The organism is Actinocorallia longicatena, assembly GCF_039534125.1.
Classification (GTDB): Bacteria; Actinomycetota; Actinomycetes; order Streptosporangiales; family Streptosporangiaceae; genus Actinocorallia; species Actinocorallia longicatena.
Window position 1 is genome coordinate 61,604 of sequence record NZ_BAAAUV010000026.1, and the last position, 14,588, is coordinate 76,191.

General features: G+C 69.1%; 11 protein-coding genes and 1 tRNA gene. 8 read left to right on the forward strand and 4 right to left on the reverse strand.

Features of this window, described 5'->3' with window-relative positions; all coding sequences use genetic code 11:
- Positions 1–849 carry a zinc metalloprotease HtpX gene (gene htpX / locus ABD785_RS33710; protein ID WP_344836540.1) on the forward strand — a complete coding sequence of 283 codons (849 nt, stop codon included), beginning with the start codon at positions 1–3 and terminating at the stop codon, positions 847–849.
- A gap of 48 nt (positions 850–897) precedes the next feature.
- Here the strand turns inward: htpX and ABD785_RS33715 are convergent, their stop codons facing one another.
- Positions 898–1,389, reverse strand: a complete 492-nt coding sequence (locus ABD785_RS33715; RefSeq protein WP_344836543.1) for a YajQ family cyclic di-GMP-binding protein — start codon at positions 1,387–1,389, stop codon at positions 898–900.
- A 134-nt stretch (positions 1,390–1,523) separates the two neighbouring features.
- Here ABD785_RS33715 and ABD785_RS33720 point away from each other — a divergent pair, with 134 nt between their 5' ends.
- On the forward strand, positions 1,524–1,907 hold the full coding sequence (locus ABD785_RS33720) for a hypothetical protein (RefSeq protein ID WP_344836545.1): 384 nt from the start codon (positions 1,524–1,526) through the stop codon (positions 1,905–1,907).
- A gap of 73 nt (positions 1,908–1,980) precedes the next feature.
- Positions 1,981–2,065, forward strand: a tRNA-Tyr gene (locus ABD785_RS33725).
- A gap of 179 nt (positions 2,066–2,244) precedes the next feature.
- On the opposite strand, the gene ABD785_RS33730 is transcribed toward ABD785_RS33725, so the two are convergent.
- Positions 2,245–2,553 (reverse strand): hypothetical protein, encoded by a 309-nt coding sequence (locus tag ABD785_RS33730; RefSeq protein ID WP_344836548.1) that lies wholly within the window; start codon positions 2,551–2,553, stop codon positions 2,245–2,247.
- Positions 2,554–2,714: 161 nt separating this feature from the next.
- Between ABD785_RS33730 and ABD785_RS33735 the strand changes: the two genes are divergently transcribed.
- Positions 2,715–6,470 carry a hypothetical protein gene (locus ABD785_RS33735; protein ID WP_344836551.1) on the forward strand — a complete coding sequence of 1,252 codons (3,756 nt, stop codon included), beginning with the start codon at positions 2,715–2,717 and terminating at the stop codon, positions 6,468–6,470.
- Between the two features lie 92 nt (positions 6,471–6,562).
- On the opposite strand, the gene ABD785_RS33740 is transcribed toward ABD785_RS33735, so the two are convergent.
- Positions 6,563–7,591, reverse strand: coding sequence for a mechanosensitive ion channel family protein (locus ABD785_RS33740; protein WP_344836554.1), 1,029 nt, complete (start codon positions 7,589–7,591; stop codon positions 6,563–6,565).
- Between the two features lie 184 nt (positions 7,592–7,775).
- On the opposite strand from ABD785_RS33740, the gene ABD785_RS33745 reads away from it, so the two are divergent.
- The 4 genes from ABD785_RS33745 to ABD785_RS33760 are packed head-to-tail and all read left to right on the forward strand — an operon-like array spanning position 7,776 to position 12,365.
- Positions 7,776–9,176 (forward strand): ABC transporter substrate-binding protein, encoded by a 1,401-nt coding sequence (locus tag ABD785_RS33745; RefSeq protein WP_344836557.1) that lies wholly within the window; start codon positions 7,776–7,778, stop codon positions 9,174–9,176.
- A 44-nt stretch (positions 9,177–9,220) separates the two neighbouring features.
- Positions 9,221–10,516: a flavin-containing monooxygenase gene (locus ABD785_RS33750; protein ID WP_344836559.1), complete on the forward strand. Its 1,296-nt coding sequence runs from the start codon at positions 9,221–9,223 to the stop codon at positions 10,514–10,516.
- The gene (locus tag ABD785_RS33755) at positions 10,516–11,439 is read left to right on the forward strand and encodes a bile acid:sodium symporter family protein (RefSeq protein WP_344836561.1); all 924 of its coding nucleotides are present in this window, start codon (positions 10,516–10,518) and stop codon (positions 11,437–11,439) included. Before ABD785_RS33750 ends, ABD785_RS33755 begins: the two co-directional genes overlap by 1 nt.
- Positions 11,436–12,365: an SDR family oxidoreductase gene (locus tag ABD785_RS33760; protein WP_344836564.1), complete on the forward strand. Its 930-nt coding sequence runs from the start codon at positions 11,436–11,438 to the stop codon at positions 12,363–12,365. The genes ABD785_RS33755 and ABD785_RS33760 overlap by 4 nt, the downstream gene beginning before the upstream one ends.
- Positions 12,366–12,409: 44 nt before the next feature.
- Here the strand turns inward: ABD785_RS33760 and ABD785_RS33765 are convergent, their stop codons facing one another.
- Entirely contained in the window at positions 12,410–14,548 is a 2,139-nt protein-coding gene (locus tag ABD785_RS33765; protein WP_344836567.1) for a discoidin domain-containing protein, read from the reverse strand.
- Positions 14,549–14,588 lie beyond the last annotated feature (40 nt).

A 14,588-nucleotide genomic window follows, 5' to 3' on the forward strand; every position in this document is an offset into this window, starting at 1 on the left:
ATGAACGGCTTGAAGACGGCACTCCTGATCGGGGCGCTGTCCGGAGTGATGCTCCTCGTCGGCTGGGGGCTCGGCGGGCGCGGTGGACTGATGATCGCGCTCTTCATCGCGCTGCTCAGCAACGGCGCCGCCTACTTCTTCAGCGACAAGATCGCGCTCCGGTCGATGCGGGCGCATCCCGTCAGCGAGGTCGAGGCACCCGCGCTGTACGCGATGGTGCGGGAGCTGTCGACCGCGGCCCGGCAGCCGATGCCGCGCCTGTACGTCTCGGAGACGCCGCAGCCCAACGCGTTCGCGACCGGGCGCAACCCGCGCAACGCGGCCGTCTGCGTGACCCGCGGGATCCTGCAGATGCTCGACCAGCGGGAGCTGCGGGCGGTGATCGGGCACGAACTGTCGCACGTCTACAACCGCGACATCCTGATCTCCTCGGTCGCCGCCGCCCTGGCCACCGTCATCACCTACCTGACCTACCTGGGCATGTTCCTGCCCGGCCGGTCCAACGACGACGACGGCCCCGGCGCCATCGGCGCCCTGCTGATGGTCTTCCTGGGCCCGCTGGCCGCCGGCGTCATCCAGATGTCGATCAGCCGCACCCGCGAGTTCCAGGCCGACAAGTCCGGCGCCGAGCTGAGCGGCGACCCGCTGGCCCTCGCCAGCGCCCTGCGCAAGATCGCGGGCGGCGTCCGCGCGATGCCCCTGCCCCAGGACCCGAACCTGGCCTCCACCAGCGCCCTGATGATCGCCAACCCGTTCCGCGGCCAGGGCATCGTCAAGCTCTTCTCCACCCACCCGCCCACGGAGGAGCGCATCGCCCGCCTGGAGCAGATGGCCGGCCACCGCCCCTGACGCGAGCACGGGGCGTCTCCTCTACCGGAGCCGCCCCGTTCGTGCTTTCTAGCGGTAGTTGGTGAACTGGAGGGCGACGTCCAGGTCCTTGCCCTTGAGCAGGGTCATGACGTCCTGGAGCTCGTCCTTCTTCTTGGAGCTGACCCGGAGCTCGTCGCCCTGGATCTGGGCCTTGACGCCCTTGGGCCCCTCCTCGCGAATGATCTTGCTGATCTTCTTCGCGTCCTCCTGGGAGATGCCCTCCTTCAGGGCGATCTGGATCTTGTAGAGACGGCCGGACGCCTTGGGGTCGCCGGAGTCCAGGATCTTCAGCGAGAGGCCGCGCTTGATCAGCTTCTCTTTGAAGACGTCGAGGACGGCCAGGGCCCGCTCCTCGCTGTTGGCCTGGATCTCGATGGCCTCACCCGACCACCTGATACCGGCGTCGACGTTGCGGAAGTCGAAGCGGTTGCCGACCTCCTTGGCCGCCTGGTTCAGCGCGTTGTCGGTCTCCTGCCGGTCGAGCTTGGAGACGATGTCGAACGAACTCTCGGATGCCACGGTGACAAGTCCTAACGGATTGTGACGATCAAGACGGGGTAGAGCCTGTTCAGGAACGGGCTGCCACTGGTAACAGTCTCGCAGCCCGAACCCGGGGAATCGCTCATTCAGACATCCGATCGGGGGGATCCGGTTTGTCTTCCACGTTCCTGGTGGCCCTGCCACTGGCCACCGCCCTGGCCTTCTCGGCCACCGCCTGCGGCTCCGGCGACACGGCCGTCAAGGCCAGCCGCTCCGCCGCCGCAGCGGCCGACAAGGCCAAGTCCCAGGCCACCCAGGCCGCGGACACCGCCAAGACCGAAGCCACCAAGGCCGTCGACGCGGTGAAGACCGAGGCCACCAAGGCGGTGGACGCCGTCACGGCCACCCCCACGATCTCCAAGCCGACCACCCCGCCCGTGGCCAAGAACGTCAAGAAGAACACCCCCTGCAAGATCACCAACCAGAAGGGCACCACCCCCGACGGCAAGACGACCCTGACCTGCAAGTGGGTCAACGGCAAACGAGTCTGGACCTGACCCCCACCCCGAGCCCGGATGTCCGACCCACTCCCCACATCCGCTAGTATTTCTCTCGTCGCAAGCGACACAAGGCGGTTTGCCCGAGTGGCCAAAGGGAGCAGACTGTAAATCTGCCGGCTCAGCCTACGGTGGTTCGAACCCACCAGCCGCCACCACTTGCGAAATAGCCCCTGACCAGGGAAACCCGGTCAGGGGCTGTTTGCGTTGATCGGGCTCTTGGGGTGCAAGAGCGACAGCGGAGGTATGGCCTGACGGCTGGTCGATCACTGATGGGGATTGAGGATGAACGCGATGTGGAAGTGTGACGTCGCGGCCTGGGTCCAGGGGCCGGTACCTATTCGGTGAGAGGTGCGGTGGCGTCGGACTCCATGCTGTCCTGGTCGGCAATGGGGGCCTCCACGTTCTCTGCGGCGCGCGGCTCGAACTCTCGAATGTGCTCTTCACGACGACCGTTCTGGTCGCGTTCGGCGGTTTCGCTGGGAGCGGGGTCGTCGCGGCGGAGTGCGTCCCGCAACTCCTTGACCGCATGGACCAGGGGTATGCAGGCTCGGACGAGTTCGGCGAGCGCGCCGGGCAAGCGGCTGGCTGCACCGACGATGATCACGATGCTGCCGATGATCAAGATGATCGCGGTGGTGTTCACGTCTGCCTCCAGGGCGATAGGGCCGGTGTCCGGCCGGTCCGCCCAAGCTCGGCTACGCCGCCTGGTCGTTTCCATTCCGGATTCCGGTATTCGCGGCGATCGCCCAGTTGGAGTCCGTAAAATTGCTTATCCGGACCGGATCTGGCTTTAAGGGGAGGTCGGTGGGTGACGCAAGGGAGTTCTACGCCGAGCGTCTGACCGAGCTGATCGACCGGTCTGGCCTGCGCATCGACCAGGTCCCGGGCAGAGTCTCCCGTCCTGCCGGGGCTCGATGGCAGATCAACGCCCAGCGTCTCAGCGACTGGCAGGCTGGTAAGAACGTCCCCAACAAGGAGCCCGCAGCGGCTCTGGTCCGCTCGCTCATCACTCGGGCGCGCGAGCGGGGCGTCCTTGCTGAGGATGTCACCAAAGGGCTCTTTGACGAAGCGCTCTGGCAGAGCTGGCGGAAGAAGGCCAGGGCCCACCGGGTGAACAATTCCGCGGCCTTCCATCCGCGGACGACGGCGGTGCTGACCGATGCGACTGAGCCACCGGTGAACGTGGTCTTCGCTGAGGATCATCTGCCTCGCCTACGTCACCTGACCGAAATGGCCCTTCAAGAGGCTGGGCAGGTGCCCTGGGACTTCTTCACGGGCGGGCCCAAAGGAGAGTTCGCCGCAGGCCTCTATGTTCACCGCGAGCTGGAGAACGTGCTCCTGGACGCCATGGTGGCGGAGCCCGGGCGGACGCTGCTCGTGCGGGGCGAGCCGGGCTACGGCAAGACCAGTTTGCTGTGGGGGCTTTCGGCGCGTCTGCTCGAGGACGACGCGGCTGAAGTCTTTCTGATCAAGTCGGTGTGGCTGCTGGGTCCGGCGCCCCTGGTGGAGTCGGTGATGCTCGAGGCCGCTGTGCGGCACCTGGCAGAACAGGGCGTCAGATGTACGGTACTGATCGACACCGCAGATGTCCTGGCGGGCGACGAGCGTGCGCAGCTGGCGCTGAGAGCGCTCGTCAAAGTGGTGACGGAGCGCGGCGCCTCGGTGGTGGTGACCTCCCGGCCGGCGGAGGCCAACGCGCTGCCCAGTTTCTGGCGTGGTTTCATGCTCGGCCCGTACGCGACCGGCGTCGGTCCGGACGGCTCGTTGAGCGAGTTCGAGCGTGCCGTGGCCGCTCATGCCCGGCTGTATTGCGGGACCCGGCAGCAGGCTGAGAAGTTGGCGGACCAGCTGCTCAGCGCCGTGGCGCGTAGACAGCCGATCGAGCCGCTGTGCCGCAGGCCCCTGACATTGCGGATGCTGTCCGAGCTCTACAGCCCCGGGACGGTCCCGAGCACCGTCGATGTCACCGGTCTCTACGAGACGTACTGGCTCGACAGGGTCCAGGAGGACCGGCGGGTCGGGATCGCGGCACACGACACGGCCGACGCGTCGGAGAACCTCGAGTCCTGCGCGGTCGAGTTGGCCCTGCGGATGCTCCGCGTCGGGGTGCCTCAGACCGTGCTTGACGCCGATCTCCGGCCGCGACGCAGGAAGGAGATCGCATTGCTGTGCCGGCGCGGAGTGGGTGCGGTCAGCGACGGTGAGTTTCAGTTCTTCCACCAGACCTTTTTTGAGTACGCCGCAGCGCGAGGGCTGCTGACGAAGTACGGCGATCACGCGCTGGCGATGCTCAGGGATCGAGTGCTCGCCTACCCCGCCGACTATGTGCGGCTGGCGGTCTTCGAGCAGACCTGGTTGTGCGCCTGGCGGCGGCCGGAGCTCCGTCCGGCCGCGGTGCGGTTGGCGCAGGAGCTGCTGGCGGAGGGCTCCGAGAACCAGGAACACGTTCCGTATGCGGTACGGAGAGTGATCCTCTCGGTGCTCTTCCAGGTGTCCGAGGTTCCGACGATTCTGTACGCGGAGTGGAACCGGCTCATCCGGGCTTCCGATGTATCGATGCTGAGGGACGGTCTTCTCCTTGCACCTGCGCCTCGGCGCCATTTCTCCGACGGAGATGTGGAGATTCTCACCCATTGTGTCGCGCGTGATGACGCCATCTGGGTGACCGTCCTCGGGGTACTGGACCGTCTCGCCGATCGTGATCCTGAACGTGCCGACGACATTCTGGACGCACTGGGGATCCTGGAGAAGGCTGAAAGCCTCCCCTTCACAGAACTGAGCGCCCGCTACGAACTCCCGTCACTTCTGGCGAAGCTGGCGGTTGCACGGCCCGAGCATGCCTTGGCCCATCTGGCACGTCTGTGCCGGCTGGCGGTGAGGCGGCGCAATCCCGCCTACCTGGCCAGGAGCTTTGCCGAGGTACGGCAGGCGAAGATCGGTCGGCCCCGCCTCGTAGCAGAATGGGCGGACTCCGTACCCGGGGGAGGGCTGGGCGAGGAGCAGGTTCTCGTCCTGGCCTATGCGCTTCTGCACCGGGATCGGATTCTCGCCGAGGCGGAGGACGTCGGCTGGGATGCGCCGCTGAGGGCGCTGCGAGAGCTCGTTGACCGGAAGCCCGCGACATTGGACGCGCGTGACCGGGCCGTGTTCGGCGGCATTCTCCAGGCATTCGCCGATTCGGCCCCCGCCGAGTACGCCGCCCCGTTGGCTGAGATCATCGAATCGATCGACAATCTCGGCCTCTTCGGAGAGCTCCATCGAGGCTGGCTCGCGGCCCTGATCGCTTCACCGCGTTGTTCGCTGCGGGAAAGCGCCGTCACCTGGCTTGTTTCGGGATTGCCTGCATCTCACAGTCGCCCCAATGATCTGCGACAGCGGTTGGCCGACAGCGTTCGACGGGCCTTGGAACGTCCGGACTTCCCCATCAGCGTGGCCGCGGAGATCGCTGCGGCCGCAGTGCGGAGAATCGACCACACGGAACCGTGGCTTGATCCCGACGTGATGCTCAGGCTCGTCATCAGGGCGGCCGTCGCCCAGATTCCCGAAGCCGTTGACGCCGTCCACCAGCTGTCTGATCCGGGCCATTCGCTGACCAAGGCTGCGGCGAGGACCGTTTCGCAGAAGCTCCGAGATCCGGTCTCCGATCTTTCGGAAGCGGAACTGACGATCAAGCTCGCTCTCGACAGAGAGGATCTGAAATCGCTCGGACGCCTTGAACTGCCCGCATCATTCGTGCAGGAGCACCAGCAGGTCCTGGTGCGGCTCATCAATGCCGGGCACGGATCAAAGGACTCCGAACGACAGCGCCTTTCGGCTGAACTTCGGCTACGTCTGGCGCAGGACACCGGGCTCCCCATCCCGACCTGGGAGGAGCTCCTCGCCGCGCTGGATCTGGCGCGTGAGCCCAGGACCGGCGAGGCGCTCGTCGGTCTCATCCTGCATGGCGCGGTCCGACGTGACTATGGCTACCCGGAGGCGCGAGATGTCCTCGCCGGGAGGCTGCGCAAGGATGACGCCGGTCTACTGGTGCCGGAGAACGACGTGCTGGCCGCCAGGCGCGCTCTGGTGTCGCTGGGCGCCGTCCTCGGCGCACCGGGTGAATCGGCCGCCTTGCTGAACGTGGCGTTTCTCGGCCCGGTGGACGGCCAGGCGCTCGCCAAGGCTTCCAGCTTCCTTCTCACCTCGCACCGGCTGGGACCCCATCTCACCGGCGAGCAGAGCACCGAGTTCCTCCTTGCGATGGGCCGTCGTTTGGTGGCGGAGGGTGTCTCCGAGAGCGTCCGCAAGGACAACGCGGCCCGCTGGCGTCCTGCCTTGGCCGAGGCCGTCGAGCGGGCCTCCCTCGCGGATCGGCTGCGCATCCTCGCGGCGACTCCTGAGCTCGATCCCCAGCTGGCGTCCGCTCTCGTGCTCAAGTTCGACCTCCTGGGCGCTCCGGCCATCCGCTCCGGCCTGGCGCGGCTCATCGACGATCCCCGTACTGATGGACAGGTCCGCAGATCAGCCCGCATCGCACTCCAGCGGACACCGCAGACATCGGACCTCTGGTCCTTCGAATGAACCGCTCACTCGGCCTCGCTGATCGACAGCCCATGGTCTTGTGGACCGGCTGAGCCGACGTCGACGGAGTTCTGCCTCGTGAAGTGGGTGGGTCAGTCGTTGGTGAAGATGAGGTTGCGGGTGGGGAGGGGGATTTCGATGGATTCGGTGCGGAAGCGGGTGTGGAGGCGTTTGACGAACTCGTGTTTGACGATGAACTGGTCGGTGAACTCGCGGGTGCGGAGGACGACGGTGAAGTCGATGCTGGAGTCGTTGAAGGTGTGGAAGCGGACCAGGGGTTCGTGGTCGGGGACGCCGCCGGTCACTTCGGTCATGACCTCGCGGGCTACCTCGATGGTGACTTTTTCCACGTGGTCCAGGTCGCTGCGGTAGCCGACCTTGGCCTGGAGGAGGAGGCCCATGTCCTGGGCCGGCTGGTGGTAGTTGGTGAGGATGGCGTCGGCGAACTTGGCGTTGGGGACTATGACCAGGTTGTCCGACATGGTGCGGATGGTGGTCTTGCGCCAGTTGATGTCCACGACGTTGCCCTCCTGGCCGGTGCTCAGGCGGACGAAGTCGCCGGGGACCACCGTTTTCGAGGCCAGGATGTGGACGCCGGCGAAGAGGTTGGCGAGGGTGTCCTGGAGGGCGAGGGCCACGGCGAGGCCGCCTACTCCCAGGGCGGTGAGCAGGGGGGTGATGGAGACGCCCAGGCTCTGGAGGAGGACCAGGGTGCCGATCACCAGGACGATGGCGCGGGTGATGTTGGCGAAGATCGTGACGGACTGGGCGACGCCTGAGCGGGCCATCGCGATGGAGCCGACGACGCCGGCCGCCAGGCGGGCCGCGGCCAGGGAGATCGCGAAGATCAGGACGGCCACCAGGGTCTGGCCGATGACGGTCCGCACGCCGGGCTGGAAGCGCATGATCAGGGTGCCCGACCAGAGGCCTCCGGTCAGGCACAGGATGAGGGCCAGGTCGCCCAGGAGGCGGACGACCAGGTCGTCCCAGGCCCAGCGGGTTCCCGCGGCGCGGCGGGACAGGCGTCGCAGGATGGGGCGCAAAGCGAACCCCGTCAGCAGCAGGGCCGCGACCACGGCGACAGCGAGGGTGAGACGTCCCCATTCGACCGGCTCGGGCACAATGATCCGTTCTGTGATGTGGGCGGAATGGCCCGATCGTATCGATTCGGCAGGTGGCGGGGGCGGGCTCCGGCGATCGCCTTGAACGGGTCATTTCGGGCGGAACTCGGCACCGGGACGGGGCGTCTGATCGTCACGTGCGATCGTCCGCGCGCCCGTGGCTCGGAGAGCTCCAGGAGTGACAGTGAGAAGGCTTCCCCCGGCCTTTCGCCGGCTGATCATCGTGGTGGTGCTGGTCGTCGCCGTGGGCGTGGTGTTCGTGGTCGAGCGGCGGTCGTCCGGAGAGGGCTGCGAGGGCGGCCTGGTGTTGAAGGGCACGGAGTGCGTCGGGCTCACCGACGGGTCCGCGCGCTTCGGCAACGACCTGGACGGCCTCCTGAAGCGGATGCTCCGGGAGAACGAGAGCGTCCGGGGCACGAAGGACCGGGTGAAGGTCGCGTTCATGATCCCGGCCACCACCGGCGCGAACGGGCCGGAGACGCCGGTCTCGGTGCGGACCCAGATCCAGGGCGCGCTGGCGGCCGTCCACCGGGCCAACACCAGGCTCGGGCCGCGGACCATCCGGTTCGAGCTGGCGGTGGCCAACACCGGGGACCGGGCGCGGTACTGGGAGATCGCGACCGGGCAGGTCGTGGCCGATCCGCGGGTCGTCGCGGTCAGCGGGCTCGGCTCCAGCGTCGACACGACCCTGTCGGCGATCGCCCGGCTGAAGCGCGACAAGGTCCCGATGGTCGGCGCGACGATGACCGCCGACGATCTGCACGACATCAAGGGCGGCCTGGTCCGCGTCGCGCCGCCCAACGAGGACGAGGCCAAGGCGCTCGTCCGGGAGGTGCCCCGGACGGCCAAGGGGTCGGTGCTGATGCTCCGCGACGCCGACGAGACCGATCTCTACGCCGCCGATCTGGCCGGGGAGTTCCGGCGGAGCCTCGCGGACCTCAAGCCGGAGGAGGTCCCGTTCACCTACGGCCCGGCGGAGACGTCGGGCGACCCGTTCTGGCAACTGCGCGTCCGGATCTGCAGCCGCAAGCCGTCCCACATCCTGTTCGCCGGGCGCGGGCGCCAGCTCCAGGACCTGTTGCAGGGGTTCGGCGCCGAGGCCTGTGACGGCCTGAACACCACGATCATCAGCGGCGACGACGCCGCCAGGGTCGTCCCGGAGGGGACGGTCGCGGACGCCCTGAGGCTGGGGATCACCCTGCGGTACGCGAGCCTCGCCTCGCCCGAGGCGTTCACGGTCCGTCCCGACCTCAGGACCGGTTTCGGGCAGTTCGAGCAGAGCTGGCTGGAGCTGGGCTTCAGCAGGGAGGACATGGCCGACGGCCAGGCGATGATGGCCTACGACTCCGTCTACGCCGTCGTCCAGGCGGCCAACAACGTCGGCAGCAAGGGCACCCCGGTCACCAGGGCCGGGATCGCGGCCCAGTGGTTCCAGATGAACGATCTCCAGGACCTGAAGTACGGCTTCAACGGGGCCAGCGGCCGGATCTCCTTCGACCCGGTCACCGGGAACCCGATCGCCAAGCCCGTCCCGATCATCGAACTCTCCTCGACGGGCGTCCGCCGCCTCGTCACCGTCCGCTGAGGAGATTGTTCGTGTTATGGGTGGGTTTGATGGAGAATGCGGGGATGGTTGAGAGCTTTGCGGTGATCGGAGCGGGCCCGTCGGGGCTGGCGGCGGCGCGGAACCTGCAGCGGGCCGGGCTCGCGTGGACCGGGTACGAGCTCGCCGGGGACGTCGGGGGGCTCTGGGACTTCGAGGGGCCGCGGAGCACCGTCTACGAGTCGGCGCATCTGATCTCCTCGAAGGGGACCACGCAGTTCAGCGAGCATCCGATGGGGGACGAGGTCGCCGACTACCCCTCGCACCGGGAACTGCTGCGGTACTTCCGGGGGTTCGCGGAGCGGTTCGGGCTCCGGGAGGGGTTCAGGTTCGGCAGCGAGGTCGTGAAGGTCGCCCCGGCCGGGGACGCGTGGGACGTCACCGTGCGGACCGCGGAGGGCGAGACCACGCACCGGCACGCCGGGGTGCTGCTGGCCAACGGGACGCTCAGCGAGCCGAACCGGCCGGAGCTGCCCGGCTCCTTCGACGGCGATGTGATCCACACCAGCGCCTACAAGCGGGCCGCCCAGCTCGCGGGACGGCGGGTGCTGATCGTCGGGGCCGGGAACTCGGGATGCGACATCGCGGTCGACGCCGTGCACCACGCCGAGGCCGTCGACATCAGCGTGCGGCGCGGCTACCACTTCGTGCCGAAGTACCTGTTCGGCAGGCCGGCCGACACCCTCAACCAGGGACGTCCGCTGCCCGCGCGGATCAAGCAGGCGATCGACGGCCGGGTGCTGAAGCTGTTCACCGGGGATCCGGCGCGGTTCGGCTTCCCGGAGCCCGACCACAGGATCTACGAGTCGCATCCGATCGTGAACTCGCTGATCCTGCATCATCTCGGGCACGGCGACCTCGGGGTCAGGGCCGACGTGGAGCGCCTCGACGGTGACGGGGTCCGCTTCCGCGACGGCACCCGCGGCACCTACGACCTGGTGATCCTCGCGACGGGCTACCGGTTGCACTACCCGTTCGTCGATCCGGCGCTGCTGCGCTGGGACGGCGCGGCCCCCGACCTGTACCTCAACATCTTCAGCGAGAACGCCCCCGGCCTCTTCGTCCTCGGAATGATCGAGGCGTCGGGGATCGGCTGGCAGGGCCGCTACGAGCAGGCCGAGCTGGTCGCCTCCTACCTGACGGCCAGGAAGGAGGCGCCGCGGCGGGCCGCCGCCTTCGACGAGCGGATCCGCGGCCCCCGCCCGGACCTGACGGGCGGCTACTCCTACCTCGGGCTCGACCGGATGGCCTACTACGTCAACAAGGACGCCTACCGGAACGCCGTCAGGGCCGCCGTCGCGACGCTCCGCGGGGAGAAGTGATGGACGTCGACGGCGTCACGATCGCCTTCTCCGAGGGCTCCCTCACCACGCTCAAGATCGTCGTCGGGGCGATCCTCTTCGGCATCGCGCTCGACACCAGGGCCGCCGACTTCGCCGCCGCCGCGCGCAGGCCCCGCGCCATCGCCATCGGGGTGCTCGCCCAGTTCCTGCTGCTGCCGGCCGTCACCTTCGTGCTGACGCTGGCGCTCGGACTGCGCGGTTCGGTCGCGCTCGGGCTGATCCTCGTGGCGTGCTGCCCGCCGGGCAACGTCTCCAACATCCTCACCCACCGGGCCCGCGGCGACGTCGCCCTCTCGGTGTCGATGACGGCCGTCAGCAACGTGCTCGCGATCGTCCTCATGCCGCTGAACCTGGCGTTCTGGGGCGGGCTGCACCCGTCGGGGAAGAAGTTCCTCACCGAGATCGACCTCAGCGCCGTCGACATGCTCCTCGAGGTCGCCCTGGTCATCGCGGTGCCGTTCACCGCGGGCATCGCCCTCGCCCACTTCCTCCCCCGGTTCGCCGCCCGCGCCCACAGGGTCGTCGGGCCGCTGGCCTTCCTCGGGCTCGGCGCCGTCATCGCCGTCGGCCTGGCCAGGAACTGGGACGTCTTCCTCGACCACATCGGCGTCGTCCTGGTCGCGGTGTTCCTGCACGACGCGCTCGCCCTGCTCCTCGGCTACGGCATCGGCCGCGCGACCCGGCTGCCCGCCGGCGGCACGAAGGCGATGACGTTCGAGGTCGGCGTCCGCAACGCCGGGCTCGGCCTGCTGCTCGTCTTCACCTACTTCGACGGCCTGGGCGGCATGGCCCTCGCCGCCGCGTGGTGGGGCGTCTGGGACATCATCGCCGGGCTCGCCCTCGCCCAGATCTGGCGGACGCGCTCCCGCTCCGCCACCGTCGACGAACCGGAAGCCGCATGAGAGTCCTCGTCACCGGAGCCAACGGCTTCCTCGGATCGTCCGTGGTCCGCTCCCTCGCCGCCGCCGGCCACGACGTGACGGGCGCCGACCTCGCCGTGCCCGTCCCGCCGGTCCCCGGGGTGCGGCACCTCGTCGTCGACGTCACCGACGCCGCGCTCGTGGACGACGCGTTCGCCGGGACGCGTCCCGAGGTCGTCGTGCACCTCGCCTCGATCGTCACGCCGGGCCGCGGATCGACGCGGGAGCTGGAGTACCGGGTCGACGTGGACGGCTCCCGCCACGTCCTGGACGCCTGCCTCGCGCACGGGGTCCGCCGGATCGTGGTCTCCTCCAGCGGCGCCGCCTACGGCTACCACGCCGACAGTCCCGCATGGATCACCGAGGACCAGCCGGTCAGGGGCAACGCCGAGTTCGCCTACAGCCACCACAAGCGGCTGGTCGAGGAGATGCTCGCCGCGGCCCGCGCGGAGCGTCCCGAACTGGAGCAGGTCGTGCTGCGCATCGGCACGATCCTCGGCGAGAAGGTCGACAACCAGATCACCGCGCTGTTCGAGCGTCCCCGGCTGCTCAAGATCCGGGGTGCGGACTCGCCGTTCGTGTTCGTCTGGGACACCGATGTCACGGCCGTCATCGAGCGGGCCGTCACCGCCGACGCCCCGGGCGTCTACAACGTCGCCGGCGACGGGACCCTCACCGTCGGCGAGATCGCCGCTCGGCTCGGCAAGCCCGTCCTGACCGTCCCCGAACCCGTCCTGCGCTGGGCGCTGCGCCTGGCCCGCCCCCTCGGGCTGACGCCCTACGGCCCCGAGCAGACCCGCTTCCTTCGCTTCCGCCCGGTCCTGGACAACACCCGGCTCAAGACCGTCTTCGGCTACACCCCGTCGAAGACCACGGCCGAGGCCTTCGAGGCCTGGCGCACCCGCTGACCGGGCGAAGGCCCCCCACATCGGGGGGCCTTCGCGGGAAGGGCCTACTTGTAGACGCGGACGTAGTCGACGAGCATCCGGGCCGGGAACGGGGTGGACGTCGCGGGCGGGCCCGGGAAGTCACCGCCGACGGCCAGGTTGAGGATGATGTAGAAGGGGTGGTCGAAGACCCAGGGGCCGCGGGTGGCCTCCAGGGCGTCGCGGTCGATGTTCACGACCGTCTGGGCGTCCATCGTGAACCTCATGGACGTGCTGTTCCACTCGACGGCGTAGGTGTGGAAGGCGTCGGCGTAGCTGCCCGGGCCGAGCAGGGTGCCGCCGTGGCCGCCGGCGCCGTTGTAGGCGGGGGCGTGCAGGGTCGAGTAGAGCTTGTTCGGCTCCTTTCCGAGGATCTCCATGATGTCGATCTCGCCGGAGTAGGGCCACGGACGTCCGGTGAGGAAGTCGGCGCCGAGCATCCAGAACGCCGGCCACAGGCCCGCGCCCGCCGGGATCTTGATCCGGGCCTCGACCTTGCCGTACGTCGTGGAGAAGGTGGTGCTGGTGTTGATCCGGCCCGAGGTGTACTGGCAGGTTCCGCTGCCGGTCAGCGGGTCGGTGGGGCAGGAGGCTCCGGGCGTCGCCTGCTTGCGGGCCTCGATCACCAGGTTGCCCTGGCCGTCGGTCGAGGCGTTGGCGTTGTCGGTGTAGTACTGGAGTTCGCCGTTCTGGCCGGTGCCGGGGTCGGCCTTCCACTTCGCCGCGTCGGGCTTCGTGCCCGCGCCGGCGCCGAACTCGTCGGAGAAGACGAGGGTGGTGGGCGGTGAGGCCGGGTCGGCGGGCCTGGCGGGCGGGGTGATGGGGGCGCCGCCGGTGCCGTGGACCTGGAACTCCCAGAGGGCGTAGCCGTAGGGGCCGTTGCGCTGGGTGCCGTACATCCGCACGTGACGGCCGGTGCCGTTGACCGTCAGGGTCTCCTTGAAGCCCTTGCCGGTCGTGGTGCTGTAGATCGTCGTCCAGGTCTGGCCGTCGGGGGAGGTCTGAATCTGGTAGGCCGTGGCGTAGGCCGGGTCCCACTGTAGGACGATCTTGTGGATCTGGGCCGTCGCGCCCAGGTCGACCGAGATCCAGCCGGGGTCGGACCAGCCGCCGGCGGGGCTCGTCGCCCAGCGGCTCGCCGGGTCGAGGTCGAAGGCGCGGGCCGGGACGCACTGCCGGCAGGTGCCGTCGTCCTGGCTGCTGGAGGCGGCGCCGGTCCGGCCGTAGGACAGCAGCACGTCACCGCCGGGATCGGTCTCGCCGCCGCCCGTGGTGTGGACCGCGACGTCCCACAGCGAGTAGCCGTAGCCGGTGGCGCGGGCGGTGCCGTGGACCCGGACGTAACGGCCGGAGCCGCTGACCTCGTAGGAGGCCCGGCCGCCCGTCCCGCCGGTGACGGTCTTGAGGACGCTCCAGGACGCGCCGTCCGCCGAGGTCTCGAGAGTGAAGTCCCTGCCGTAGGCGGCCTCCCAGTTCAGGTCGATCCGGCAGATCGTCCGGGCGGAGCCGAGGTCGACCCGCAGCCACTGCGGATCGGCCGCCGCCGACGACCACCGGGTGCCGGAGTCGCCGTCGAAGGCGGCCGAGGCGGGGGTGCCGCCGTTCTCGGTCGAGGACGCGGACGCCGGCCTGCCGCGGGCGGCGTCGGCCGTCCCGCAGGAGCCGCCGTCGCCGGTTTCGCCGAAGACCTGGAACTCCCAGAGGGAGTAGCCGTAGCCGGTGGCGCGGGCGGTGCCGAGCATCCGGACATAGCGGCCGTTACCCGCTATGTCCCAGCTGTCGACGCCGCCGTCGCCACCGGCCACGGTCTTCAGGTCGGTCCAGGTGGTGCCGTCGGCGGACGCCTGGACCTTGTAGTCCCTGCCGTAGGCGGTCTCCCAGGTGAGGACCACCTTCGTGAGGGACGCCGAGGCGCCCAGGTCGACCTGCAGCCACTGCGGGTCGGCCGCCGCCGACGACCACCGGGTGCCGGTGTCGCCGTCGAAGGCGTACTGGGCGGGGGTCCCGCCGTTCTCGGTCGAGCTGGTGGTCGCGGTCCTGCCCTGGGAGAGCAGGGCGGGCGCGGCTTGGGCGGGTGGTGCCACGAGGCCGACCGCGCACGCGATCGACGCGCCGATGGCGGCGCACCCGGCCGTGAGCCGGGTGCGCCAGGGGGAAGTTCTCACCGATCACTCCTGTGGGGGTGGACGAGCAGTGGGTGAGAGC